Source organism: Bacillus sp. PK5-006 (assembly GCF_054161415.1).
Window position 1 is genome coordinate 1426567 of record NZ_CP096414.1, and the last position, 24409, is coordinate 1450975.

At 41.0% G+C, this 24409-nt stretch carries 29 protein-coding genes and 1 pseudogene; 23 read left to right on the top strand and 7 right to left on the bottom strand.

Features of this window, described 5'->3' with window-relative positions:
• Positions 1-43: 43 nt before the first annotated feature.
• Positions 44-298, bottom strand: coding sequence for a DUF2624 domain-containing protein (locus M1D84_RS07340; RefSeq protein ID WP_024423008.1), 255 nt, complete (start codon positions 296-298; stop codon positions 44-46).
• 140 nt (positions 299-438) lie between these two features.
• Between M1D84_RS07340 and M1D84_RS07345 the strand changes: the two genes are divergently transcribed.
• From M1D84_RS07345 to M1D84_RS07365, 5 genes are all read left to right on the top strand, one after another.
• Complete coding sequence (locus M1D84_RS07345) at positions 439-1320, top strand: YitT family protein (protein WP_024423007.1); 882 nt, start codon at positions 439-441, stop codon at positions 1318-1320.
• Between the two features lie 135 nt (positions 1321-1455).
• On the top strand, positions 1456-2232 hold the full coding sequence (locus tag M1D84_RS07350) for a metal ABC transporter ATP-binding protein (protein WP_024423006.1): 777 nt from the start codon (positions 1456-1458) through the stop codon (positions 2230-2232).
• Positions 2232-3092, top strand: a complete 861-nt coding sequence (locus tag M1D84_RS07355) for a metal ABC transporter permease (RefSeq protein WP_024423005.1) — start codon at positions 2232-2234, stop codon at positions 3090-3092. Before M1D84_RS07350 ends, M1D84_RS07355 begins: the two co-directional genes overlap by 1 nt.
• Complete coding sequence (locus tag M1D84_RS07360; RefSeq protein ID WP_003217433.1) at positions 3070-3498, top strand: Fur family transcriptional regulator; 429 nt, start codon at positions 3070-3072, stop codon at positions 3496-3498. Before M1D84_RS07355 ends, M1D84_RS07360 begins: the two co-directional genes overlap by 23 nt.
• 119 nt (positions 3499-3617) lie before the next feature.
• Positions 3618-4535, top strand: coding sequence for an ROK family protein (locus M1D84_RS07365; protein ID WP_257802623.1), 918 nt, complete (start codon positions 3618-3620; stop codon positions 4533-4535).
• 66 nt (positions 4536-4601) lie between these two features.
• Here M1D84_RS07365 and M1D84_RS07370 read toward each other — a convergent pair whose 3' ends face one another.
• On the bottom strand, positions 4602-5180 hold the full coding sequence (locus M1D84_RS07370) for a 5' nucleotidase, NT5C type (RefSeq protein ID WP_208946428.1): 579 nt from the start codon (positions 5178-5180) through the stop codon (positions 4602-4604).
• 139 nt (positions 5181-5319) lie between these two features.
• On the opposite strand from M1D84_RS07370, the gene M1D84_RS07375 reads away from it, so the two are divergent.
• Positions 5320-5682 (top strand): DUF308 domain-containing protein, encoded by a 363-nt coding sequence (locus tag M1D84_RS07375; RefSeq protein WP_024423002.1) that lies wholly within the window; start codon positions 5320-5322, stop codon positions 5680-5682.
• A 43-nt stretch (positions 5683-5725) separates the two neighbouring features.
• Here the strand turns inward: M1D84_RS07375 and ispG are convergent, their stop codons facing one another.
• Entirely contained in the window at positions 5726-6841 is a 1116-nt protein-coding gene (gene ispG, locus M1D84_RS07380) for a flavodoxin-dependent (E)-4-hydroxy-3-methylbut-2-enyl-diphosphate synthase (protein WP_024423001.1), read from the bottom strand.
• Positions 6842-6946: 105 nt separating this feature from the next.
• The gene (locus M1D84_RS07385) at positions 6947-7249 is read right to left on the bottom strand and encodes a hypothetical protein (RefSeq protein ID WP_024423000.1); all 303 of its coding nucleotides are present in this window, start codon (positions 7247-7249) and stop codon (positions 6947-6949) included.
• Positions 7250-7446: 197 nt separating this feature from the next.
• Here M1D84_RS07385 and M1D84_RS07390 point away from each other — a divergent pair.
• Positions 7447-7981: pseudogene (locus tag M1D84_RS07390) on the top strand (GNAT family N-acetyltransferase).
• Between the two features lie 67 nt (positions 7982-8048).
• Here M1D84_RS07390 and M1D84_RS07395 read toward each other — a convergent pair.
• Positions 8049-8807 carry a DUF1189 domain-containing protein gene (locus M1D84_RS07395; protein ID WP_024422999.1) on the bottom strand — a complete coding sequence of 253 codons (759 nt, stop codon included), beginning with the start codon at positions 8805-8807 and terminating at the stop codon, positions 8049-8051.
• Between the two features lie 145 nt (positions 8808-8952).
• On the opposite strand from M1D84_RS07395, the gene M1D84_RS07400 reads away from it, so the two are divergent.
• The 9 genes from M1D84_RS07400 (at position 8953) to pstB (M1D84_RS07440) (ending at position 18550) form a co-directional block, all read left to right on the top strand.
• A complete protein-coding gene (locus tag M1D84_RS07400; protein WP_024422998.1) occupies positions 8953-9438 on the top strand; it encodes a DUF456 domain-containing protein in 486 nt (161 codons plus the stop codon).
• Between the two features lie 181 nt (positions 9439-9619).
• On the top strand, positions 9620-10228 hold the full coding sequence (gene sodA / locus M1D84_RS07405) for a superoxide dismutase SodA (protein ID WP_007501264.1): 609 nt from the start codon (positions 9620-9622) through the stop codon (positions 10226-10228).
• Positions 10229-10349: 121 nt separating this feature from the next.
• Positions 10350-11636 carry an MFS transporter gene (locus tag M1D84_RS07410; RefSeq protein WP_024422996.1) on the top strand — a complete coding sequence of 429 codons (1287 nt, stop codon included), beginning with the start codon at positions 10350-10352 and terminating at the stop codon, positions 11634-11636.
• A gap of 122 nt (positions 11637-11758) precedes the next feature.
• Entirely contained in the window at positions 11759-13894 is a 2136-nt protein-coding gene (locus M1D84_RS07415; RefSeq protein ID WP_041106887.1) for a peptidoglycan D,D-transpeptidase FtsI family protein, read from the top strand.
• A 214-nt stretch (positions 13895-14108) separates the two neighbouring features.
• Positions 14109-15026, top strand: coding sequence for a phosphate ABC transporter substrate-binding protein (locus M1D84_RS07420; protein ID WP_024422995.1), 918 nt, complete (start codon positions 14109-14111; stop codon positions 15024-15026).
• A 79-nt stretch (positions 15027-15105) separates the two neighbouring features.
• Positions 15106-16032 carry a phosphate ABC transporter permease subunit PstC gene (pstC, locus tag M1D84_RS07425; RefSeq protein WP_024422994.1) on the top strand — a complete coding sequence of 309 codons (927 nt, stop codon included), beginning with the start codon at positions 15106-15108 and terminating at the stop codon, positions 16030-16032.
• Positions 16032-16916 (top strand): phosphate ABC transporter permease PstA, encoded by an 885-nt coding sequence (gene pstA / locus M1D84_RS07430; RefSeq protein ID WP_024422993.1) that lies wholly within the window; start codon positions 16032-16034, stop codon positions 16914-16916. The genes pstC and pstA overlap by 1 nt, the downstream gene beginning before the upstream one ends.
• Positions 16917-16939: 23 nt before the next feature.
• A complete protein-coding gene (gene pstB, locus M1D84_RS07435) occupies positions 16940-17752 on the top strand; it encodes a phosphate ABC transporter ATP-binding protein PstB (protein WP_024422992.1) in 813 nt (270 codons plus the stop codon).
• Between the two features lie 15 nt (positions 17753-17767).
• Positions 17768-18550, top strand: a complete 783-nt coding sequence (gene pstB, locus M1D84_RS07440; RefSeq protein ID WP_024422991.1) for a phosphate ABC transporter ATP-binding protein PstB — start codon at positions 17768-17770, stop codon at positions 18548-18550.
• Positions 18551-18591: 41 nt separating this feature from the next.
• Here the strand turns inward: pstB (M1D84_RS07440) and M1D84_RS07445 are convergent, their stop codons facing one another.
• Positions 18592-19092 (bottom strand): endolytic transglycosylase MltG, encoded by a 501-nt coding sequence (locus M1D84_RS07445; RefSeq protein ID WP_024422990.1) that lies wholly within the window; start codon positions 19090-19092, stop codon positions 18592-18594.
• Positions 19089-19436 carry a hypothetical protein gene (locus M1D84_RS07450; protein ID WP_024422989.1) on the bottom strand — a complete coding sequence of 116 codons (348 nt, stop codon included), beginning with the start codon at positions 19434-19436 and terminating at the stop codon, positions 19089-19091. The genes M1D84_RS07445 and M1D84_RS07450 overlap by 4 nt, the downstream gene beginning before the upstream one ends.
• 413 nt (positions 19437-19849) lie before the next feature.
• Here M1D84_RS07450 and rpmG point away from each other — a divergent pair, with 413 nt between their 5' ends.
• From rpmG to M1D84_RS07485, 7 genes are all read left to right on the top strand, one after another.
• Positions 19850-19999 (top strand): 50S ribosomal protein L33, encoded by a 150-nt coding sequence (gene rpmG, locus M1D84_RS07455; RefSeq protein ID WP_008360061.1) that lies wholly within the window; start codon positions 19850-19852, stop codon positions 19997-19999.
• 48 nt (positions 20000-20047) lie between these two features.
• Positions 20048-20608: a 5-formyltetrahydrofolate cyclo-ligase gene (locus tag M1D84_RS07460; protein ID WP_024422988.1), complete on the top strand. Its 561-nt coding sequence runs from the start codon at positions 20048-20050 to the stop codon at positions 20606-20608.
• 56 nt (positions 20609-20664) lie between these two features.
• Positions 20665-20877: a hypothetical protein gene (locus M1D84_RS07465; protein ID WP_332284135.1), complete on the top strand. Its 213-nt coding sequence runs from the start codon at positions 20665-20667 to the stop codon at positions 20875-20877.
• Between the two features lie 419 nt (positions 20878-21296).
• Entirely contained in the window at positions 21297-21470 is a 174-nt protein-coding gene (locus M1D84_RS07470; RefSeq protein WP_193743926.1) for a hypothetical protein, read from the top strand.
• A gap of 86 nt (positions 21471-21556) precedes the next feature.
• Positions 21557-23095 carry a rhomboid family intramembrane serine protease gene (locus M1D84_RS07475; RefSeq protein ID WP_024422987.1) on the top strand — a complete coding sequence of 513 codons (1539 nt, stop codon included), beginning with the start codon at positions 21557-21559 and terminating at the stop codon, positions 23093-23095.
• Between the two features lie 70 nt (positions 23096-23165).
• Entirely contained in the window at positions 23166-23369 is a 204-nt protein-coding gene (locus M1D84_RS07480) for a YqgQ family protein (RefSeq protein WP_008342322.1), read from the top strand.
• Between the two features lie 13 nt (positions 23370-23382).
• On the top strand, positions 23383-24336 hold the full coding sequence (locus M1D84_RS07485) for an ROK family glucokinase (protein ID WP_024422986.1): 954 nt from the start codon (positions 23383-23385) through the stop codon (positions 24334-24336).
• Positions 24337-24409 lie beyond the last annotated feature (73 nt).

Consider the following 24409-nt stretch of genomic DNA (forward strand, 5'->3'; position numbering starts at 1 on the left):
GATGCAACATGTTGAGGTGCCGCTAAATGCGGCCCTTTTTTGCTTAACTTGTAAACTGGTTAAATAAATCATTCACAGTCTGTGCTGTCTGTTTAGAAGTAATCGCTTCCACTTGCTTAAGAAGCCGGTTACGCTCTGAGTCATTAAAAATATTGATGTTTTTCCCGTTCATGAGTTTGGCCACCTCAGCAGCTTGATGAGACGTTAAACTGACGCCATACTGTTTCGCATACCTTAACAGATCATTTGCTGTGATCTGATTGAGCCGCTGCAGGACAATTTTTTGAATTAAAATCAATTCCATTCCTCCCCTCTGTAACAATGTATGGGCGAAAACGGAAAATGTGCAAAAAATTTTATTTTATTCTGTGAAATGATAAAATAGTAAAGCGGATAAAATGTTCATTGAAAATTTAACATGTGTAGAAGGGAGAACGTATGGCAAATAGTAAACAGCATAAAAAGGAATCAGTGCCTCATTTTATTTTGAGAATTTTTCTGATTCTAGTAGGAGCTGCATGTGCAGCAGTCAGCATTGAATTATTTTTAGTGCCAAACAATATTATTGATGGGGGCATCATCGGCATTTCGCTTATTTTGGATTATCTCTTTACAGATAACCCGTTTATTAATTTTGCGACGATTGTTGTCATTTTAAATATTCCATTTATGATATCAGGATACAAGCATATTGGGAAAACCTTTCTGATTTCCACTGTGATTGGGATTGTCAGCTTAGCCGTGATTGAATCTTCACTTCATCATGTGGAGGCATTTACAACACAGCCGATCTTAGCCACTGTATTTGGCGGACTATTACTTGGATTTGGTGTTGGACTTGTCATCCGTAATGGAGGTTCAATGGATGGAACAGAGATCTTGGGAATTCTTCTGACGAAAAAAATTCCTTTTTCCGTCGGTGAGTTTGTCATGATCGTCAATGTGTTCATTTTTATTTGGGCGGGCTTTGTTTTTGGACCAGAGCAGGCTATGTATTCTGTCATGACATATTATTTGGCAATGAAAACAATTGATGCTGTCATTCAAGGGCTTGATGAAACAAAAGCTGTCATTATCGTATCAGACTATTATGATGAAATTTCAGATGCGATTCTGCATCGACTCGGCAGGGGAACGACAAAGCTGAGAGGAAAAGGCGGCTATACAGATGAAGAAAAAGATGTCATCTACGCCGTTGTCACAAGGCTTGAAATTACAAAGCTGAAATCTATTGTATTTGAAATTGATGACCAAGCATTTATCACGATTATGGATACGCATGAAACAAAAGGCGGTAAGTTCAAAACAGCCATTCATTAGCTTTTATTTTACTTTTTTATCTTTCTTTTATATAATGAAATGTATGTATGGACAGAGAAAATGGCAAAAGCCATTTTCTTTTTGTTGTATAAATCGTAATCATTCTTTTTATATTGATTAAAGGTGGAAAGATTCATGGCAAAGCCAATTATTGAAATGAAGGACATTTCGTACTCGTATGGACAGCGAAATGTCATTGATCACATTCATTTAACAGTAGAGGAAGGAAACTTTCTAGCACTTGTTGGACCGAATGGTTCTGGTAAAACAACCTTATTAAAATGCCTGCTTGGGCTCATTAAACCGCAGCAGGGTGAATTAAAGCTATTTGGCACGCCTGTCTCAAAATTTAGAGACTGGGATCAAATTGGATTTGTTTCTCAAAAGGCGAATAGCTTTAATACAGGTTTCCCTGCTTCTGTATATGAGGTCGTCGCAAGCGGACTGACCGCAAAAATTGGTTTGTTTAAACGAATGAGCAAACAGGATAAATGGCAAGTGGAAGATGCCATTCGCTCAGTTGGCATACAGGATTTAAAGCATCAAAACATCGGTGAGCTTTCTGGCGGGCAGCAGCAGCGTGCATTTATTGCCCGTGCGCTTGTCAGTCAGCCGAAGCTGCTCATTTTGGATGAGCCCACGGTTGGAGTAGACCAGCGGACAGTAGAAGGCTTTTATCAGCTGCTCGAAACATTGAACAAAGAAAAAGGAATGTCTTTAATTCTCGTCACACACGACGTTGGCACCGTTTCTGATAAAGTCACCCATGTGGCTTGTTTAAATCAGACACTGCATTTTCACGGGGATGCAGAAGCGTTTGATTCAATGGATGATCAGGCGCTATCCCAATTTTACGGGCATGACATTCAAGTGATTCATCACGATCATCACCATCATGGGGGACATGAATAATGCTATTTCCATTTTTTCATTATGAATTTTTACAAAATGCGTTTATCGCAGGGTTACTGATTGGTTTTATTGCACCCTTACTTGGTGTATTTATTGTCGTAAGAAGGCTTTCGCTTATTGCAGATGCCCTCAGTCACGTATCACTTGCCGGTATTGCCGCAAGTTTATTTCTTGATAAAAAGTTTGGCCTTTTGACAGGGGTAAGCCCGCTCTACTTAGGGATGGCTTTTTCTGTTGCAGGTTCATTGTTTATTGAACGCTTGCGCTCCGTGTATAAGCATTATCAGGAGCTTGCCATTCCCATCATCTTATCAGGTGGTATTGGGATTTCCGTCATCTTCATTTCACTGGCGAATGGCTTTAATACAGATTTGTTTAGTTATTTATTCGGAAGTGTCAGTGCGGTTTCAAGACTTGATCTTTGGATTATTGTAGGGATCTCACTCGTTGTTGTGTTAGTTGTTGTGCTTTTATATAAAGAATTGTTTCTGCTTTCTTTTGATGAAGAGCATGCAAAGGCTTCTGGTATTTCAGCAAAATGGATTCATTTTATTTTTATCTTAGTTGTTGCACTTGTCATTGCGGCATCGATGCGTATCGTCGGTACACTGCTTGTGTCGGCGCTCATGACGCTTCCTGTTGCGGCAAGTATCCGCATTGCCAAAGGATTCAAACAGGCGATTTTCCTTTCGATCTTGTTTGGTGAATTGTCTGTATTGGCCGGATTGATTTTAAGCTATTATCTTGATTTAGCGCCAGGCGGAACCATTGTGATGCTGTCGATCTTGATTTTAATCGGGTGTATTAGTATTGGGAAATTCAGAAGGGGGAATCAACATGAACGTACAAGAAGCGCTTGATTTATTAAAGGAAAAAGGCTACAAATATACAAGCAAACGTGAAGACATGCTTCAATTGTTTTCTGATTCTGATAAATACTTGACCGCTAAAAATGTGCTGACGGCACTAAGTGAAGACTACCCGGGTCTCAGCTTTGATACAATTTATCGAAACTTGTCACTATATGAAGACCTTGGAATATTAGAAACAACGGAATTGTCAGGGGAGAAACTTTTCCGTTTTAAATGTTCATTTTCCCATCATCACCATCACTTTATTTGTCTTACATGCGGGAAAACAAAAGAGATCGATGCCTGCCCTATGGACAAGCTCGACGCTGATTTAGAGGATTATCATATTAGTGGACATAAATTTGAAATATATGGAACATGTCCTTCTTGCGAACCGAAGGAAGTTCACTCATGAAAAAGCCAGCCATGGAGCTGACTTTTTTGTTTTGTCTTTTGAAAACGTTTTACAAAGAGAGGCTGTTTCATTAAAATGAGATTAAGGTACTACTTTTTAAAGTAAAAGGAGGGGTAAAAGTGGCCTATTACGTCGTGTTTGATGTAGGCGGGACGAGAACAAAACATGGATTAATGGATCAGGATGGGGAGCTTGTCACAAGTGGTGACTATGAAACGAACTGCCGGCAGCTTGAACCGTTTTTAGAAGCCATGGCGGATGTGGTCAGGCAATATCAAAGGATGCAGGATGTCAGCGGTATCGCCATCAGTCTTCCAGGTTTTGTGGACAGTGAATCAGGTTATACAGAATTTGCAGGCGCCATCATCGCCTTAAATGGTCAAAATGTAAAAACACTTTTAGAAGAGAAAACGTCTCTTCGTGTAGAAGTGGAAAATGATGCGAACTGTGCAGCTCTCGCAGAAAAATACAGCGGTCATGCGAAAGATTGTGATAGCTTTATTTGTATGACAATTGGCACGGGTGTCGGCGGGGGTATTTTTGCTAATGGTCAGCTTGTGCGCGGTGCATCCTTCCGCGGTGGTGAATTTGGCATGATGCTGACAGAGACGGAAAATGGCCAGTTTACAACTCTTAACAGCAGCGCTTCAACGGCTGGATTAATTCGGAGCTATAAAGAAAAGCAAGGAATTCCGCAAAGTGCTCAAATAGACGGTCAAGAAATTTTTGAAAAGGCGAAGCATGATCCGGCCATTGAGAAGCTGATGGATCAATGGTACAAGCGAATAGCCATAGGCGTTTACAATGTAGCAACTGTTCTTAACCCAGAAAAAATCCTCATTGGCGGAGGCGTAAGTGCAAGAGCAGATTTATTACAAAACATTGAAAAACATTTACATACACTGCATGCGTGGAAGAACATTCAGGTGAAGCTGGAAACTTGCTACTACTTAAATCAGGCAGGCATGAAGGGGGCACTGTACCATTTTCTCATGAAAGAAGGGCAGCTTGCTCCATCACAAAAGCCGATACATTAAATGTATCGGCTTCAGCGTGTAGACAAATCCTCGTGTTTGTTCCGCTTTGGTGCTCGTTCAGTTACATTAATAAGCAGTTTGCAGACGCTGCTCGTATTGTTTGATCCACTTAGATGCTTCCTGCCAGTTGTTTACGCGTATAATTCTGTCGTCAATTGGCATCTGGTTATAAGGGGAGTTGAAAAGTATAACCGGGATGTCAGCCTCTTTTGCAATCATTGTGGCATTGCCATGATGGTCTTCAAAAAATACATCAATTTTGTGCTTTTGAACGGCTTCCAGCTTATGATGACCGCCAACCAGCTCAATAGCATCATAGTGCACATCATGTTCTTGAAACCACTTGTAGGTGATATCCGAATGCTGCTGCCTTCTTGCTGTAATATAAATCAGTCTGTGCTGCAGCTTCATTTCGTCGAGGATCTCTTTTGCACCCTCAGCAGGCATTGCCTGTTTATAAATAAGAGGCTCGTGCTGATCCATCCAGCCCCAAAATTCTTCTTGAGAAATCTTTAATAGCTTCGTCAAATCATACTCTGTCATATCATCTAGTGTCATGGCACATTGGAACGACTCATTTAAGTAGGGGACAAAGGTGTCCTGTGCCGTCACTGTACCATCAATATCAATTCCTAAACGTAACATGCCCACACTCCTCATTTTTATACTCTTAAAGTGTAACATAATCAATTCACAATTCCAGCAAGTTTTAGCAATCATGAAACAGACATATTTGCTCATACTAAAAAAGCTCCTTTCTATTAACCAAAAGGGGGAATTGATCATGGAAAGAGACGAGGATTTCAGAAGAAATGATCGTGAAATCGACACACACTTTAGTAATGATGATGGCTATTTAGAGGAAACAGCTGCTGAAATTGCAGAGCCATATCAAGCTTCAAGAGATCGAGAAGATAGACGAGGACGTGACCAAGCAGGTGACGATTCAGGCAGTAAAGGGATAGGCTATACAGCACTCGCGATTGCGATTATCTCATTATTTGTCTTGCCGGTGCTATTAGGGGTAGCGGCAATCGTCGTTGGTTATATTGCAAGAAGAAAAGGAGCACATGCGCTTGGCGCGTGGTCAATTGGGATCGGAATTGTTTCCGTCATCCTAGGCATATTTATCACCCCGTTCTTTTAACAAGAACAGAAAAACGCCTGACTATGACGTCAGGCGTTTTTTGTTAGGCATTCGCTTGTTTTTCTTTTTCAGCTTCCATTTTCGCATAATGTTCTTCAGCAATTTTATCGATTTCTTTTTTCAGTTCTTCGACCATTGTTTCTTCCGGTACTTTACGAACAATTTCACCTTTACGGAACAATAAGCCTTCGCCTCTTGCGCCTGCGATACCGATATCCGCTTCACGTGCTTCACCTGGACCGTTAACAGCACACCCGAGAACAGCTACTTTAATCGGTGCTTTGATTTTAGAAATATATTCTTCGACTTCATTTGCAATGCTGATGAGGTCAATTTCAATTCGTCCACAAGTTGGGCAGGAGATCAGTGTTGCTGCATTTGATGCAAGACCAAATGATTTCAACAATTCACGTGCTACTTTTACTTCCTCAACTGGGTCAGCACTTAATGAAATACGGAGGGTGTTCCCAATCCCCATATTCAAAATAGCGCCAAGTCCAGCTGCACTTTTGACTGTACCTGCAAATAGCGTACCTGATTCTGTAATCCCAAGGTGAAGAGGATAATCAAAGGCTTTAGCCGCTTTTTCGTATGCTTCAATTGCAAGGTTTACATCAGATGCTTTCATACTGACGATGATGTCATGAAAGTCTAGGTCTTCTAGAATTTTAATGTGATGCAGTGCACTTTCGACCATACCATCTGCTGTTGGATAGCCGTATTTATCAAGAATCTTTTTCTCTAATGAACCAGCGTTTACGCCAATACGGATTGGAATGCCTTTTTCTTTTGCTGCTTTGACAACCGCTTCGACTTTTTCTCTTCTTCCGATGTTTCCTGGATTGATTCGGATTTTGTCTGCGCCTGCTTCGATCGCTTTCAGTGCAAGCTTGTAGTCAAAATGAATATCCACAACAAGCGGGATGTTAATTTGTTTTTTAATGTCCGCAATTGCATTTGCTGCACGCTCATCTGGACATGCGACACGCACGATTTGACAGCCTGCCTCTTCTAAACGTTTAATTTCAGCGACTGTCGCTTCGACATCATGTGTTTTGGTTGTTGCCATACTTTGAATGACAACCTCATTATTTCCACCTATAGTTAAAGGTCCCACTTTGACGGGACGCGTTTTAGTACGATGTGTGACTTCACTCACTTGTCAATCGCTCCTTAGTGTACAAGCAATCCTTTGCCGTGTACGTCGTGTTTTACAGTTCATATTGTAACAGTCTCTTTGTATGAATGACAAGGAATTAACGTTTTATCTCTTATATACAGGAAACTTATATGTGCTGCCTGCCCTGATTTCGTTCGCCTTAACACCTTGATTCAGCTCCTCGAAATCTTTAATGACATCATCAAGTGGCTTGCTTGTATGTACGATGGAGAGGACCGTTTCACCTTGTTTAACAGTGACATTCTTATAAGTCTTTTTCTCAGCTGTTTGAAGCGCACTTGCTGGGACAGCTTGGTTTTCCTCAACAGGGATGGTTCCATTTTTCAAATCAAAAAAGATAATAAAGAGGACAAACAAACTGATTAGTAAAAAAAGAATTCGCCGCATTTTACTCACCGCTTTTAAGAGTTTACTCCAGTCTATGCATGTCCTGAAATGATAGAACCAAAAAGAGAAGAAAAGCTGGAAAGGGTGGTTCTAGTTCGTACTAGTATGTCTTGTAATAAAACTGCTTGGGTCGTTGGTGTAAATAGGAGGGCAAGCTCATATGACGATTATGATAAAATAAGAAAAGGGGAGATTAAATGAAGAAAGTTAGTCAGCATATATATGTGAGAACACTAACAGAAAATGATGCAGAATCACTGTTAACATTAGAGCTTGAGAATCGCTCATATTTTCAGGAATTTACACCTTTGGTCAAAGATGATTTCTTCACGTTACCTCGTCAAATTGAACGAATTCAGCGGAGTAGGCAAAGAATTGCACAAGATGAATCTTACATGCATGGTATTTTCTTAAATGAAACAGGTGCTTTAATTGGGACGATCTCATTAAGTTCTGTCGTAAGAGGTCCGATAGAAGGTACTTGGCTCGGGTATGTACTCGATCAAAGGCAGGGCGGATATTCGTTTAATCATTGACTATGCCTTTTTTGAGTTGAATCTCCATCGTATTGAGGCTGGAGTAAAGCCGAGTAATAAGGGTTCCATTCGTGTACTTGAAAAGACAGGTTTTGAAAATGAGGGACTAAATCGTAAAAAAGTAAAGATTAATGGAGTGTGGGAGGATCACTATTTGTTTGCGATCATCCATCCAGATGAGTCCTATCATGAATAGACATAAAAAGCTCCTCCGAGCCGGGGGAGCTTTAAAAAATTGTGTAGACAAATCCATGTTCGATGGATCATTTGCTTTTTTTGGCAGGAATTTCTTTCACAACAAGATATAAAAAGATAAAGTTAATGACCCAATTTAATAAAAATGAGTTTGCAACAGGCGTGTTTAATGCACTCATAATGGCGAAAAAGACCGTTGTTAATGTGAGTGAATAAGCGGAGAGCTTCCACAGCATTTGGAAGGACAGCTCTTTTTGCTGCATTCGTTTAATAAAAGTACCAAGCATCGCAAGGAATGTTGCGCTGATAAACATGAGAGCCGCAGTTGATAGATATAGCAGTACACAGATGACAGGGATGATAATCGCTTGGTTCTGATTTGTGACGCGGGCGAGTTCATCTTTTGTCAGCGTTCCACCAAGGAGCTGGTATGGAATATCTGTCATTTGTCCATCAATGGCAATCACTGCTTTTTCCTTTAATAAAGCGATGGCCGTTTGCTTTGATTCAAGCTCACTTGCTTTTATTTTTTCAGCAGGATCAAAGATAATCGTGATGCCGTTTTCTTCTTTTTCTATTGGTTCACTTTGATCCGCTTGAAGCTTTCCTTTTTCGATTGAAAAGTCGGGTAAATCTTTTTTGAGCACATGCTGAAATCCTGACATCGCATTCGAGATCTCTTGGCTCATATGATACCCCTGAGGAACTGCTGCGATAATTGAGAGGAGAAAAATGAATAAAATCGCTTTACCGATCCCTGTAAACCGTGCTTTAGCAATATCTTTTGGTGAATAAATTCCTTTTAACAATAGATTAAATACGTTCAATACCCATTCACTTCCTACATTCTTTTCTATTTCTCATATTGTATCAATGTCTATCCATCAAGTACAAGTATGGCCTTCATCACTGGTTAAGATAGAGGGAATGAGGCATAATGTATACAGCATATAAAAAGGAGGCGGCACGGTCTTGGACATTCTGTATTGGATACTGATTGGCTGTGCATTTATCATTGCGTTTGTTGGACTGGTTTATCCAATTATCCCGAGTGTGGTCTTTATGGTTCTCGGATTTATTCTATATGGCTTCTTCTTTAGCTTCGCGCCGCTTACCCTGACGTTCTGGCTCATTCAAGCCATGTTTACTGCCGTCTTATTTGCGGCAGATTATGTCTCAAACCTTATTGGGGTAAAGCGCTTTGGCGGCAGCAAGGCAGCTATTTGGGGAAGCACCATTGGGTTATTAGCTGGTCCTTTTGTGATACCCATTGCAGGAATTATTATTGGTCCATTTCTTGGGAGTGTCATTGCAGAGCTCCTTGTTCATCAAAAAGATCTGAAGACGAGTGTGAAAGTCGGATTAGGCTCATTAATTGGATTTGTATCAGGTGTTTTTGCAAAAGGATTGATTCAAGCGCTGATGCTAGGGATCTTTTTATTTTATGTCCTTCGCTAAGTGAAAAAGGGTGTTTAAAACTTTTTCAAAAGGGCTAAATACAAAATAAACACTGAAATGTTTCAGAACATGAGCAATAACGTTGAAACAAGCTGTTTCTTTTGATACTCTTTGAGTAGGGTGAATTGCTGACTTACAGAGGAAGCATTTCAGTACATACATTTTAAGGAGGAATTTAACCATGGCTTTTAAACTTCCAGAATTACCATATGCTTACGATGCATTAGAACCACATATCGACAAGGAAACAATGACGATTCACCACACAAAACACCACAACACATATGTAACAAACTTAAACAAAGCAATCGAAGGTGTATCAGCTCTTGAAGATCAATCAATTGAAGAGCTAGTGGCTAACTTAAACTCAGTGCCTGAAAACATTCGTACTGCTGTACGTAACAATGGCGGAGGACATGCGAACCACTCATTATTCTGGACGCTTCTTTCACCAAACGGTGGCGGCGCACCAACTGGTGAACTTGCAGATGCGATCGAAAAAGAACTAGGTGGATTTGAAAAATTCAAATCTGATTTCGCTGCAGCAGCTGCAGGACGCTTTGGTTCTGGTTGGGCATGGCTTGTTGTGAACAATGGAAAGCTTGAAATCACAAGCACGCCAAACCAAGATTCTCCTTTAACTGAAGGAAAAACGCCAATTCTAGGACTAGACGTTTGGGAGCATGCTTACTACCTAAACTACCAAAACCGTCGTCCTGATTACATTTCAGCATTCTGGAATGTTGTGAACTGGGATGAAGTAGCTCGCCTTTACAGCGAAGCAAAATAATGATTTGATTTGAAAAGACCTGCTTTCAAAAGAAGCAGGTCTTTTTATATTTTCCCTCCTTTTTTTACATATCTGCCTTTTGATGAGACAGACTATTGTGTAGAAAAGGAGAATGAATGGTATGAGCAGATTAAAGAAAATGTTCGGGGACATGGATGTTACTAAAGACTTATTGCTCCTCCTCACGATTGGCGGGTTATACGCACTTGCCATTGCGCTTTCGAATACGTTTGTAAATGTGTACTTATGGAAACAGTCTGGGAAATTCACGGATCTTGCGATTTATAACTTGGCCATTGTGGTGCTTCAGCCCATTACGTTTTTATTCGCTGGCCGGCTTGCAAAAAAAATAGACCGGGCGTTTGTCCTTCGTTTCGGTGTCATCTTTTTAGCCGCTTTTTATTTAATTGTCTTAATGGCAGGAGAACAAGCGGCCGCACGGCTAGTTTTATTGGGAAGTGTCCTTGGGATCGGCTATGGTTTTTACTGGCTTGCTTTTAACGTACTCACCTTTGAGATCACCGAGCCTGAAACAAGAGACTTCTTTAATGGATTTCTCGGTGTGCTTTCCTCAACTGCCGGCATGATCGGTCCTCTCATTGCGGGGATTGTCATTTCTCAGTTAACGGATGATACAGGCTACACAGTCATTTTCACATTATCGCTTTTTTTGTTTTCACTAGCGGTTGTGATGAGCTTTTTCCTCAAAAGAAGGCAGTCTAAAGGCAAATTTATGATCAAACAAATTTGGAAAGAACGTCATGCAGACGAGAATTGGCGTAGGATTACAACAGCTCACTTTTTTCAAGGGCTTCGTGAAGGGGTCTTTGTCTTCTTAATCAGTGTCTTTGTGTTTATTGCAACAAACAGTGAGCTTGCTCTCGGGACGTTTGGTTTAGTGAATTCAGGTGTTGCCTTTTTTGCTTATTTCTTCGCTACACGTTTGATTAAGAAAAAGTGGCGGAAGAAGGCCATCATGCTTGGCGGGCTGATTTTATACGGCGCCTTGTTTTTAATCGTTTTCCACTTGTCCTATGTATCACTTCTGATGTATGCGGTAGCCATTGCAATAGGATATCCGCTCCTGCTTGTTCCTTATGTATCCTTAACATATGATGTCATTGGTCATGCAAGGTACGCCAGAAAGGCCCGAATTGAATATATTGTGGTCAGAGAGCTATTTTTAAATGCCGGCCGTATTTGTTCGATTGTTTTGTTCCTGCTGTCTGTCACCTTACTAGGTGATGAGCTCGGAATCCCTGCATCACTTGTTGTGCTCGGAGCAGGACACACCCTCATTTATTACTTTGTAAAAGATATTCATTTGAAAGAAAAAACAGCTGATATGAAAGAGGCTGACGGTCAAAAGCCAGTTTCTCAAACGAACCTTATTAAGGGAGAAAGGTAAAATTTCTTACCTATGGAACATCAAATTTCTAGATAAATGATAGAAAAACCGCTAAAATGATGATGGCACCTTTTATACACAAAAAGGGGTGCCATTTCTTTCTTGATAGAAAAGGTGATGTGATGAGAAACAAGAAAAACAAAAAAGACGCGAAGGAAGGGCGCAAAACACTTCCGATCCGGCTGAATTTATTATTTTTAGCTGCCTTTATTATTTTTACCGGCGTTGTCGTTAGACTCGGATTTGTGCAAATTGTCAATGGAGAAGATTATAAAAAGCAGGCAGAAAAACAAGAGGATGTGAATGTCAGCTCATCTGCTCCGCGCGGAAAAATTTATGATCGAAACTACAATACGATTGTCAGCAATAAAGCGCTAAATGCCATTACATATACGAGAACCTCGACGACTTCACAAGAAGAGCGGCTCAAAGTGGCATCAAAATTAGCGGATATGATTCATGTGAGTACGAAAAAAATCACAGATCGTGACAAAAAAGATTTCTGGATCTTAACGCATCCAAATGAAGCGAAAAAGCTTGTTCAAAAGGAATCAGAATTAAAGGGTGACGATAAGGTCTCTGATGATAAACTATATGAGCTTCAGCTAAAACGCATCACAGACAAGGAATTAAATCAACTGACGAAAAAAGATTTACAAGTGCTTGCCATTAAAAGGCAGATGGATGGAGGCTATGCACTTACGCCTCAATTTATTAAAAATGAAGATGTAAAGCCAAGCGAAATTGCTTACGTCTCTGAGCATTTGGACGAGCTGCCAGGTGTTGATGTGACGACAGACTGGTCACGCAGCTATCCGTATAAAGGACTGCTCCGCAGTATGCTCGGCAGTGTTTCTTCGAGTGATGAAGGTCTTCCGCAGTCACTTCTTGAGCATTATCTATCACTCGGCTACAGCCGAAATGACCGTGTAGGAAAAAGCTATCTCGAATATCAATATGAAGATGTCCTGCAGGGCCAAAAGGAAAAAGAACAGAGCACAACTGATAAACAGGGCAATGTCACAAGCTCTAAAGTGTTAACAGAAGGTAAGAGCGGGAAAGACCTTGTGCTTACAATTGATATTCAGCTGCAAAAAGCGGTTGAAAAAATTATTGAAAAGAACTTGAAAAGTGCGAAACAAAGAGGGGGAACTGAGCTTCTTGACCGCGCATTTGTTGTCATGATGGACCCGAGAAATGGAGAGGTTCTCTCTGTTGCGGGTAAGCAGATTTCAAACAAAAACGGAAAATACAAATTCGATGACTACGCATTAGGAACGATGACCTCCTCATATGCGATGGGATCAGCCGTAAAAGGGGCAACGGTACTGACTGGATATAAAACAGGCGCTATTCATATTGGAAGTACCCAATACGATGAACCTCTTTATATCGCCAATTCACCGCCGAAGAAATCCTATCAAAATATGGGACTTATTAATGATTTAACAGCACTAGAGCGTTCATCAAACGTATATATGTTCAAAACCGCGATCGCCATTGGGAAAAGCGAATATCGTAAAAAGCAGCCGCTCCCAATTGATCCGAAAGCATTTGATACGTTCCGCTACAATTTCAGTAAATTTGGCCTTGGCGTCAAAACCGGTATTGACCTGCCAAACGAAGCAACGGGCTACAGAGGAACGTCTACACAATCGGGTCTCTTACTTGACTATGCGATTGGACAGTATGATACGTTTACACCGCTGCAAATGGCGCAATACGTTTCAACCATTGCAAATGGCGGGTATCGTTTACGTCCGCAGCTTGTCAAAGAAGTGAGAGAGTCAGACCCGCAGCGAGGCATTGGAGCTGTGACGGAATCCGTCAAACCGGATGTATTGAATAAGCTAGACATGACAAGTGATGAGATCAAACGCGTTCAGCAAGGCTTCAAGCTTGTCATGCAGAACCCAAGAGGGACAGCCTATTCAAACTTTGGCAACAAAAAGTATAATCCAGCCGGCAAAACAGGAACCGCTCAATCATTCTATGACGGTCCAATTAAAAGCAAGCGCGGTACATCGACGTATAACACAACTCTTGTTGCGTATGCGCCAGCTGATAATCCAGAAGTGGCTATTTCCGTTGTCGTGCCATGGGTGTATCAAGACTACAACCAGCGCTATCCAATTACAAATGATATTGGTGAACAAGTATTAGATAAGTATTTTGAACTGAAATCAAAACAGGAAAGCAATGATACACAGGCGAAAAACAAAAACAAAATTGAAAATGAAGCAGAAACAAATAACTAGACCTTTCATAGGTAAAAACGCTCACTTTTTGTGGGCGTTTTTTTACGTTTTCTTCAAAAATTCCGATATAAATTGACAAAATTCATAAAAAACGCCGCAATTTCTCTACAAAATTTCGACATTTACAAAACCTTAACATTCCATTTAAACGAAATTAATAAAGAACCTTTAATGTATTACTCGTAGGACAAATTATTCAGGGGGTATTCTTGAAATGAAAAAGAACAAATTATGGCTGCTTACTTTCCTTACTATCGCATTGTTAGCATTCGTCACAGCATGCGGAAACAGCAGCTCAAGCGGAGATTCAAAAGACAGTAAAGGAAATGCTTCAAACAAAGATGAGGCATCAGGTTCCATTACCATCTCAGGATCATCTGCGATGCAGCCTTTAGTTCTTGCGGCAGCAGAAAAATTCATGGATAAACATCCAAAAGCCGATATTCAAGTACAAGCCGGCGGTTCAGGAACAGGACTTTCTCAAGTTTCAGAAGGATCTGTACAAATTGGTAACTCAGATGTATTCGCTGAAGAGAAAGACGGAGTCGACGCAAAAGCTTTAAAAGACCACAAAGTAGCAGTTGTTGGAATGGCCGCAGCTGTAAACCCTGAAGTGGGTGTCAAAGACATCACAAAGGACGAATTGAAAAAAATCTTCACTGGTAAAATCAAAAACTGGAAAGAGCTTGGCGGGAAAGACCAAAAAATCACGCTTGTTAACAGACCTGATTCTTCAGGAACACGTGCAACATTTGTGAAATATGCACTTGATGGTGCAACACCTGCAGAAGGAATCACAGAAGATTCTTCAAACACAGTGAAAAAGCTGATTGCAGAAACACCAGGTGCGATTGGATACCTAGCATTCTCTTATTTAACAGATGACAAAATTACACCGCTTAGCATTGATGGTGTGAAACCAGAAGAAAGCAATGTAGAAAGCGGTAAATATACAATTTGGGCATACGAGCACTCTTATACAAAAGGTGAGCCGGAAGGTCTAGCAAAACAATTCTTAGATTACCTTATGAGTGATGAAGTACAAAAAGAAATCGTCAAAGACCAAGGCTACATCTCAGTCTCTAATATGAAAGTAGAAAGAGACGCAACAGGCAAACAATCGGATAAGTAAGAGGTCTTGAATTGCTGATGAAGGAAAAGTGGAGCATTTCACTTTTCCTTTTATGACATTCATAGGAGTGTAGAAAAAGATGAAGCAGATAGAACATACAGAAGCGAGCGATCGGCTGATCAGCTCGAAGAAAAATAGGCAAATGGATGAAGTAAGAGGAAGTATTTTGGTGAAATTCTGCGCATTCTTAATGATTGCAGTATCCATCGCCATCACAATATTCCTTGGCATTAAGGGTTTACAATCTTTCATCGTAAATGGTGTAAGCCCAATTGAGTTCTTAACCAGTATCAATTGGAACCCAACAGCAGAAAACCCGGAGTACGGCGCATTTCCTTTTATCTTTGGATCGATCGCCGTCACGCTTCTATCGGCACTTATTGCAGCGCCGCTAGGCATAGCAGGAGCGATCTTTATGACAGAAATTGCACCTGCATGGGGCCGGAAAATTCTCCAGCCAGTCATTGAATTGCTTGTAGGGATTCCATCCGTTGTTTACGGATTCATAGGTCTTACAGTATTGGTGCCGTTTATCGGACATTTCAAGTCAAGCGGCTCAGGGCACAGCGTGTTAGCAGGAACGATTGTCCTGTCTATTATGATTCTGCCAACCGTTACATCTATTGCAACTGATGCAATGGCTTCCCTTCCAAAAAGCTTACGTGAGGGATCCTATGCACTTGGCGCTACAAGATGGCAAACGATTAGACGTGTGCTTGTACCGGCAGCTCTTCCAACATTAATGACAGCAGTCGTTCTTGGAATGGCAAGAGCATTTGGTGAAGCCCTTGCCGTTCAGATGGTCATTGGAAACACGCGTAATTTACCAGAGAGCATTATGGATACAGCTGGTACATTAACAACCATTATTACGTTAAACATGGGTCACACAACGTATGGAAGTGTTGAAAACAATACACTTTGGTCAATGGGTCTTGTCCTTCTAGTTGTATCGTTTATGTTCATACTCATTATCAGATACTTGTCGTCTAGGAGGAAGATTTAATGAATAGCAAAATGACCGATCGTTTTGCCACGTTTGTTTTTGGATTATGTGCCGCCATTATTACGGCGATCCTAATTGGTTTGTTTTCTTATATCATCTTCAACGGTGCAAAAGAATTAAATTTTGACTTTTTGACAACCCGCTCAAGTGCAATTGGCTCTGGCGGCGGTATTAGGGATCAGCTGTTTAACTCGTTTTACATTTTGTTTATAACAATGTTGATCACAGTACCACTTGGTGTCGGCGGTGGAGTGTACATGGCTGAATATGCGCCTCAAAACAAAGTCACTGATTTTATTCGCACATGTATTGAAGTGTTGTCTTCACTTCCTTCTATTGTCATTGGTATGTTTGGTTTACTCATGTTTGTCAATTTAACAGGCTGGGGCTATACGATCATCGGAGGAGCTCTTGCGCTCACGGTGTTTAACTTGCCAGTGATGGTCAGGGTGACAGAAGACGCGCTTCGCTCTGTACCAAAGGACCAAAAGGAAGCATCACTTGCGCTCGGTGTGACGAAATGGCATACAGTGAAGACAGTCCTGATTCCAGGTGCGATTCCTTCTATTATTACCGGTGCGATTTTAGCATCAGGAAGAGTCTTTGGGGAGGCAGCAGCGCTTCTTTTCACAGCAGGTCTCACCACACCGCGTCTTGATTTTACAAACTGGAGTCCATTTTCTGATACGTCACCGCTGAATATTTTTAGACCGGCAGAAACATTAGCCGTTCATATATGGAACGTCAATACACAAGGAATCATTCCAGATGCAGAGGCCATTGCAAATGGTGCATCAGCCGTACTTGTGCTTTCAGTTTTAGTATTTAACTTAGCAGCTAGATGGCTTGGTTCATTTATTCATAAAAAGCTTACGTCAAAATAATGTGAGAGAGGTGTGAAGGGGATATGGTTCAAATGCTAGCAGAAAAAAAAGAGATTGCAGCAAAAAAGGCTCCACTTCAAGCGGAACAGATTTTACAGGTGCAGGATTTAAGCATTTATTATGGTGAAAAAAGAGCGGTCAATCACATTTCATTTGAAATTGAGAAGAACGCAATTACCGCATTAATCGGCCCATCTGGCTGCGGGAAATCAACCTTTTTACGCAGCATTAACCGCATGAACGACTTGATCCCAGGTGCGAGAAGTGAAGGGGCGATCATGTACGAAGGACTCAATATTTTGGATGACCGCATTAATGTGGTGAATTTAAGAAGAGAAATCGGCATGGTTTTCCAAAAACCAAACCCATTTCCTAAATCGATCTACAATAACATTACCCATGCATTAAAGTATGCGGGTGAAAAAAGAAAATCAGTGCTTGATGATGCGGTAGAGGAAAGCTTAACAAAAGCGGCGCTGTGGGATGAAGTCAAAGATCGTCTGCACCGCTCGGCTTTGTCATTATCCGGCGGTCAGCAGCAGCGCCTTTGTATTGCGCGTACACTTGCGATGAAGCCCAGCGTTCTTTTGTTAGATGAACCCGCTTCTGCCCTAGACCCGATCTCAAATGCAAAAATTGAAGAGCTATTATCAGATTTGAAAAATGATTATTCGATCGTCATTGTGACACACAACATGCAGCAAGCGTTACGTGTATCTGATCATACGGCCTTTTTCCTGAACGGTGATCTAGTAGAATATGATGCCACTGAACGTATCTTTACACGTCCTGCGCAGCAAAAAACAGAAGACTATATCAATGGTCGATTTGGATAAGGCGGGTGGATTTTGATGAATGCAGTAGCAACTGAAACAGCAAAAAAAGAAGTGTTTCGTGTGAATGATATGAACCTTTGGTACGGACAACATCACGCACTGAAGCATATTGATTTAGACATTAAAGAGCATGAAGTCACAGCAATTATCGGTCCGTCAGGCTGCGGAAAGTCAACGTTTATCAAGACCTTAAATCTTATGGTCAAAACAGTGCCAGGTGTGAAAATCACCGGAGATATGATGTATAACGGCGACAATATTTTAAAAGGCCGCGTTGATCTAGTGGAACTGCGTAAAAACGTCGGGATGGTCTTTCAAAAAGGAAACCCATTCCCTCAGTCTATCTTTGATAATGTCGTCTACGGACCAAGAATTCATGGCGTGAAGAGCAAGCAGCAATTGAAAGAAATCGCTGAAAAAGCGCTTCGTGATGTTGCCCTTTGGGATGAAGTGAAAGATCGATTAAATGCACCAGCATTAGGTCTTTCCGGCGGTCAGCAGCAGCGTCTTTGTATCGCAAGAGCTATTGCTACAAGCCCAGACATTTTACTAATGGATGAACCAACATCAGCGCTTGATCCTGTCTCAACATTAAAGATTGAAGAATTAATTATGAAATTAAAAGAGAAATACACGATTGCCATTGTGACGCATAACATGCAGCAAGCGGCGAGGGTATCAGATAGAACAGCCTTCTTTTTAATGGGAGAGCTTGTTGAGGTCAATGATACGAATGTGATGTTCTCAGAGCCAAATGATCAAAGAACAAATGATTATATATCTGGTCGATTTGGATAATAAAACCCCCTGGAGGTCAGCGCCGCCAGGGGGTATTGTTGTTATTTTGTTAAGGCTTTGACGATTTGTTTGAACGTCATCCCTGTTTTTAAATTGAACTTGCCTGCACGAATTTCTTTATGGTAGCCGGCGTCAATCACGTAATCATTAAAATCTTTAGACGAGTTGATAATTCCGTCTTTTTCAAGCATGTCTGAAACGTCACTTGTGCTCATCCCGTTTTTAATAACAAATTTGACCGATTTGCCTTTAGGCTTGTCCGATGTTTCTTTATCATTTTTAGAATCGCCGTCTTCATTTGCTTTCAGTGCTTTTTCTTTATAATCAAGAAGCTGCTGATATGTTTCACGGCTGACAGAGACTTCTTTTTTAGAGTCTAAATAGTTTTTCACATCGGTGTCTGTTACTTTCGCTGCGAGCGTTTCTTTTGTGGTTGTATCAGCCGCCGCTTCATCTTTTCCAGTGAGGAAAAAAACGATCGCCAGAACACCAGTTGCAAGAATCATACCTGCCGCAAACGTTTGGATGCTTTTTTTCGTCATACAAGCACCTTCTCATTGTCTTTAATGATCATGTTGACCTCATCTACAGATACATGCTCAGCGCGCGCAATGGCCTCAGGAGACATGCCATTTTGATGCTTTGAAATGATTTGTCTTGCGATAGATGGATCAATTTCTGAATGTTTGCGGACGACAATGTTTGTTTCAAGCAATTCTTCTTCAAGAACCTTCATTTTCTTTTTCAGTTTATAGATTTCTTGCATTGCAGATAGTTGAAGTGTTTCAAGTTCCTGCTCGACTTCTTTAATCGGCTCTCTTTGAAAATATGAGAATGCGATCAGTACGATACTGACAACAAGCAATCCGATAATTGCAATTTCCATGTTTCATCACCTTTTATTCATATTTTAATGCTGAAAGCCATAAAAGGCTTTCATGATTGTTTCAGACAGTTTTCGACCCTTCTTTTTTATACCATAAAAAAGCTAGTTTCAAAAGGAATTGCTGAAAAAATCACCTTTTTTTCATCTTTTTTCTTTTTATATGAAAAACGAGTATGAAAATCTTGCTCGCTGTCAAAATAAAAGAGGGTTTCTCATGTATACAGTACGACAAAGATTGAGGTTTTATAGGGGAGCAGGCTATTTTTCATGAAATGACCATACGATATGGATCAGAACGCGGATGGATTGCACTGAAAATCAAATTGGTGAAAAAACATTCTAGCATTCCTAAGCTAGAAGTGGTATTATAGTTAGGTCTGAATGTGAATTGATTTTAGTTTGGAGGGAAAAACATGCGCGTAAATATTACTCTAGCTTGCACTGAATGCGGTGAGCGTAACTATATTACTAAAAAGAATAAGCGAAACAATCCAGATCGCGTTGAATTCAAAAAGTATTGCTCACGTGATAAAAAACAAACTTTACATCGTGAAACAAAGTAAGCAGCAGGGAATTTTCCTGCTGTTTTTTTATGATGGGAGATGATCTTTGTGAAAAAGGAACTTCGCCTTCAAACATTAGCCAAGCTGGACCAGATGAGTGCCGAAGAATTCAAGCGAAGCACCGCTTTACTTCATGAGCGCTTGTTTCAACTGCCAGCATGGAAACAAGCGAATACGGTTGCACTTACCATGTCTAGAGGAAAAGAGGTACCGACAATGCCTCTCATTGAAAAAGCATGGCGGGAGGGGAAAACAGTATGTGTACCCACCTGTTTTCCGGAAACAAAAGAGATGACGTTTTATGAATATACACCAGAAACGAAAATGATCTCCCGCTACTTTGGGCTATTGGAGCCAGATCCTCTGACGTCGGCCACTGCATCTAAAGAATCAATCGATTTGATCATTGTGCCTGGTGTGTGCTTCGATCGACAAGGCTACCGTATCGGATATGGGGGCGGCTATTATGACCGCTACTTAGCTGACTATCACGGCGAAACGCTTGCCCTTTGTTTGACAGTACAGCAAACCGAGCATATTCCGGCTGAAACGCACGACATCCCGGTCTCAATCATGGTCAGTGAGAAAGGTACCATATATCTAAAATAAAGTCCGCTGCTTATACATATGAACGGGCTTTTTGTGTTGAGCGAAGGTGCTTGCTTATGATCAAAAGTCACATGCACGATAGCGATCAACATTCTTCATTAAAAGGCATTTTAGCTGACAGGGGATATGTTTTGAAAAAATTTCGTGAAAAGAAAAGGTACTTCCGTAATATTCGGGAGGAAGTGAATACTTGTGACTTGATCGTGATTCATGGTTTGATTTTTGGCATACGCACCTTGATTTTTTTGGAGTCGGGGAAAATAGCTTAAAAATAAGAAGGGAGCATATCAAAGCTCATATCGCTTTATATCATAGGCGGCTAAAACAGCTTGAAAGCTTTGAAAAGTCCATACCAAACTTGGATTTGTATTCACGAACATGACCTTGGTTTAGACGCTGTATATGTTCATACACCAAATCCATACGACAGTTACTTCCCGCACAAGGTGGAGGAGTTAGAGCGGAATTGTAAGCTGCCTCATACTTTCAAGGATTTAATCGACCTTCTCAATTTGACGTTTCTTATGATCAATCAGAGTGCGGAGAGGTCTATTATATTCAATCAAAAGAACAAGGGATTAGATTGTGAAGGCCTGCTTATGAAAGGAACCTTTTAAGCGATAAAAACGATGGTTCATGCATAAACAAATCCTATTTAAGCCACGATACGAACATAGGAGGGAATATGATGAATAAAATGATTTGGAGCATTGTGTTCACACTGTTTGCATTCGTTCTCGTGCAAAATCGTTATCGGCTCATGAATTTGGTTTTAGGGCAAAATCAAGTCCGGCACTTTTTGATTAAATGGCTGATGAAAAACCCATATTTTCGGACGAAATTTATTCGCCAAGCATTCTAATCCCGCAAAAGCCGGGATTTTTTTGTTTAGAAATGCGGATAAGAACGATTCTTGCTATAATAATGTAAAAAATGGAGCGCGAATGTATGAATGTCATAGATAGTTTATTTTGGCGAGTTGTTGATGAACTTAGACAAAAAGGATACGAGATGATTCAAAGTCCGTACCCAGAAGATGAAATATTTTTTGAAGCACCACGAAACTCAGGTTATGATCTCATCCGTCTATATAGAAAAGATGTGAATTTCAGGCAGGAGATCGTTCGAGATATCGAGGAGCAAACATATCGGATCAATCAGCTGAGAGAAGCTATGCGTAAACGATCTCTTCATCTCCTGCAGCTGCAATTTACAACTGATGTTCCAGTAGATGATTGGGAAGACCTAAACGGTCAGCCGCAAAAAGAGAATAAGGTGACAGTTACTCCTGTATTACTCAATGCAGACACGCTTCAAAACGATGTAAACGAACTGCAAAAATGGCTGAATACATCGCTTGCAGTAGATGTAGAAGAAGCGAAGAAAGATACAGCTGAGGATGCGATGCAGCTGAAAAGGAACGTGCTTCAGGCATTTGATGATCAGGAAAAGCAGCGAGAACGAGAACGGGCCGTGTTTCAAAATGGCAGACCCATTTTTACCTACTTGCTGATCGCTGTCCAAGTGGTGATGTTTCTTTTACTTGAGCTGTCAGGCGGAAGTACCAATACCGCAACTTTAACAGCATTTGGTGCTAAAAATAATGTGCTGATTTTAGAGGGTGAATGGTGGCGCCTGATGACACCAATGTTTTTACATATTGGCTTGACGCACTTACTCTTTAATACTTTTGCTCTTTGGTCCGTTGGAGCGGCTGTTGAGAGAATTTATGGGTCGGGAAGATTTTTGCTCATCTATTTGATTTCCGGCATTTTTGGCTCTATAGCGAGCTTTGTGTTTAATATGGCAATTGCAGCCGGCGCATCTGGCGCGATCTTTGGCTGCTTAGGCGCACTGTTATATTTAGCCATCTCAAACCGAAAGCTTTTCTTTCGGACGATGGGGACAAATATTATTGTCATTATCCTCATCAACCTAGGAATAGGCTTCACTGTATCAGGTATTGATAACGCAGGGCATCTTGGCGGCCTGGTTGGCGGTTTTTTCACCGCATTAGCTGTCCGTCTGCCTAAACAGATCCAGCCTGTCAAAATGCTTCTTGCGAGTGCTGCTTTGCTCTTTATTGGCGGTTTTGGATTGTATACAGGGTTTCATTCTGACGATCAAAAGCAAGCAGCGGCAACAAGTGAGGCAGCAAGTTTATTTGATGAGAAAAAGTATAGCGAAGCAAGTGAACGACTAGAGGAATATGTGCACGATAAAGATGCATCAGCTGAGGCACTTCATATCTATGCACTATCGGAAGCACAGCAGGGCCAACTTAATAAGGCTATTCAATTTTTACAAAAGTCGCTTGAAAAAGATCCAGATGATCCAAATAAACTGTATCATTTATCGCTTTTATACGTAGAAAAAGGAGAGACAGCGAAAGCAGAGGATCTATTAGCGAAAGCGTTAAAACAAGATCCTCAAAATGATCAATTTTTAAAGCTGAAACAATATATCGAAAATAGTCAAACACGTTGAATGACTTGACTGAAAGCGCATTTATGAATACGCTTATCCTATCTGTTGATGAAAAGAAATGGTGGAAACAATGAAAACGTTATATGATGTACAGCAGCTGCTCATGAGATTTGGAAATTATGTGTATTTCGGAGATCGTGAAGTAGAATTAGAATTTATGGCAGACGAATTGAAGGAAATGTATACATCGGGCATCATTGACCGGACCGAATGGTCAAACGCAATGACGATTCTTCAAATGGAGCTAGCCAAATTAAATCGAAAAACAATGTGAAGGTGGAGGGCATATGACAGGGGATTGGTTTGTAGGTATTGATCTTGGCGGTACGACAATTAAGCTTGCGTTCATTAATCTATATGGTGAAATTCAGCATAAGTGGGAGATTCCTACGGATAAATCCGGGCAGACGATCACAGTCGATATTGCCAAATCAATTGACCATAAACTGGTTGAGATCAGTATGCCGAAATCAGCACTTATTGGGATCGGAATGGGTGCACCTGGACCTGTAGATAAAGTATCTGGCATTGTCTATAAAACAACGAATCTGGGCTGGACAAACTACCCCTTGAAAGATCACCTAGAGGCAGAGACGGGACTTCCATCTGTCATTGAAAATGATGCGAATATTGCTGCACTCGGTGAAATGTGGAAGGGTGCAGGCGATGGCGCAAAAAATATCCTGATGGTCACACTTGGAACAGGGGTTGGCGGCGGCATCATCGTCAACGGTGAAGTTGTTCAAGGGGAGACAGGTGCTGGCGGAGAAATTGGCCATATTTGTGCCGTTCCATTTCAAGGAGCACCGTGTAACTGCGGAAGAACAGGCTGTATTGAAACGATTGCATCTGCAACTGGCATCGTCCGGATTGCAAAGGATAAATTAGAAACCGAGCAGCATACATCTTCACTTGGCAAGCTCGCTTCGCTATCGGCAAAGAATGTATTTGAAGCGGCAGAAAATGGAGATGATCTTGCAATGCGTGTCGTAGAAGAAGTGACGACACATCTTGGACTTGTCCTAGCGAATCTTGCTAGTGCTTTAAACCCAACAAAAATTGTAATTGGCGGCGGTGTTTCAAAAGCAGGTGAGCTTCTTCGCAGTAAAGTAGAGCGCATTGTGAAACAACATGCTTTCCCGCCTTGCGCTGACGATGTTGAAGTGGTAATTGCATCACTCGGAAACGATGCGGGTGTTATCGGCGGTGCATGGATGGCAAAAAACAAATGGCTGTCTTGAACAAAAAAGTCATAATGATGTCATTTTTATTAAAAAAAGCGATAGATAGGCATGAAATTGGATGTTTAGCATA

What these genes read in the sequence shown, in the direction of transcription:
- M1D84_RS07345 (WP_024423007.1), top strand. Translation starts at nt 439, where the DNA reads ATGGCAAATAGTAAACAGCATAAAAAGGAATCAGTGCCTCATTTTATT.
- M1D84_RS07350 (WP_024423006.1), top strand. Translation starts at nt 1,456, where the DNA reads ATGGCAAAGCCAATTATTGAAATGAAGGACATTTCGTACTCGTATGGA.
- M1D84_RS07355 (WP_024423005.1), top strand. Translation starts at nt 2,232, where the DNA reads ATGCTATTTCCATTTTTTCATTATGAATTTTTACAAAATGCGTTTATC.
- M1D84_RS07360 (WP_003217433.1), top strand. Translation starts at nt 3,070, where the DNA reads ATGAACGTACAAGAAGCGCTTGATTTATTAAAGGAAAAAGGCTACAAA.
- M1D84_RS07370 (WP_208946428.1), bottom strand. Translation starts at nt 5,180, where the DNA reads ATGTTACGTTTAGGAATTGATATTGATGGTACAGTGACGGCACAGGAC.
- M1D84_RS07375 (WP_024423002.1), top strand. Translation starts at nt 5,320, where the DNA reads ATGGAAAGAGACGAGGATTTCAGAAGAAATGATCGTGAAATCGACACA.
- M1D84_RS07385 (WP_024423000.1), bottom strand. Translation starts at nt 7,249, where the DNA reads ATGCGGCGAATTCTTTTTTTACTAATCAGTTTGTTTGTCCTCTTTATT.
- sodA (WP_007501264.1), top strand. Translation starts at nt 9,620, where the DNA reads ATGGCTTTTAAACTTCCAGAATTACCATATGCTTACGATGCATTAGAA.
- M1D84_RS07410 (WP_024422996.1), top strand. Translation starts at nt 10,350, where the DNA reads ATGAGCAGATTAAAGAAAATGTTCGGGGACATGGATGTTACTAAAGAC.
- M1D84_RS07415 (WP_041106887.1), top strand. Translation starts at nt 11,759, where the DNA reads ATGAGAAACAAGAAAAACAAAAAAGACGCGAAGGAAGGGCGCAAAACA.
- M1D84_RS07420 (WP_024422995.1), top strand. Translation starts at nt 14,109, where the DNA reads ATGAAAAAGAACAAATTATGGCTGCTTACTTTCCTTACTATCGCATTG.
- pstC (WP_024422994.1), top strand. Translation starts at nt 15,106, where the DNA reads ATGAAGCAGATAGAACATACAGAAGCGAGCGATCGGCTGATCAGCTCG.
- pstA (WP_024422993.1), top strand. Translation starts at nt 16,032, where the DNA reads ATGAATAGCAAAATGACCGATCGTTTTGCCACGTTTGTTTTTGGATTA.
- pstB (WP_024422992.1), top strand. Translation starts at nt 16,940, where the DNA reads ATGGTTCAAATGCTAGCAGAAAAAAAAGAGATTGCAGCAAAAAAGGCT.
- pstB (WP_024422991.1), top strand. Translation starts at nt 17,768, where the DNA reads ATGAATGCAGTAGCAACTGAAACAGCAAAAAAAGAAGTGTTTCGTGTG.
- M1D84_RS07445 (WP_024422990.1), bottom strand. Translation starts at nt 19,092, where the DNA reads ATGACGAAAAAAAGCATCCAAACGTTTGCGGCAGGTATGATTCTTGCA.
- M1D84_RS07450 (WP_024422989.1), bottom strand. Translation starts at nt 19,436, where the DNA reads ATGGAAATTGCAATTATCGGATTGCTTGTTGTCAGTATCGTACTGATC.
- rpmG (WP_008360061.1), top strand. Translation starts at nt 19,850, where the DNA reads ATGCGCGTAAATATTACTCTAGCTTGCACTGAATGCGGTGAGCGTAAC.
- M1D84_RS07465 (WP_332284135.1), top strand. Translation starts at nt 20,665, where the DNA reads ATGATCAAAAGTCACATGCACGATAGCGATCAACATTCTTCATTAAAA.
- M1D84_RS07470 (WP_193743926.1), top strand. Translation starts at nt 21,297, where the DNA reads ATGAATAAAATGATTTGGAGCATTGTGTTCACACTGTTTGCATTCGTT.
- M1D84_RS07475 (WP_024422987.1), top strand. Translation starts at nt 21,557, where the DNA reads ATGAATGTCATAGATAGTTTATTTTGGCGAGTTGTTGATGAACTTAGA.
- M1D84_RS07480 (WP_008342322.1), top strand. Translation starts at nt 23,166, where the DNA reads ATGAAAACGTTATATGATGTACAGCAGCTGCTCATGAGATTTGGAAAT.
- M1D84_RS07485 (WP_024422986.1), top strand. Translation starts at nt 23,383, where the DNA reads ATGACAGGGGATTGGTTTGTAGGTATTGATCTTGGCGGTACGACAATT.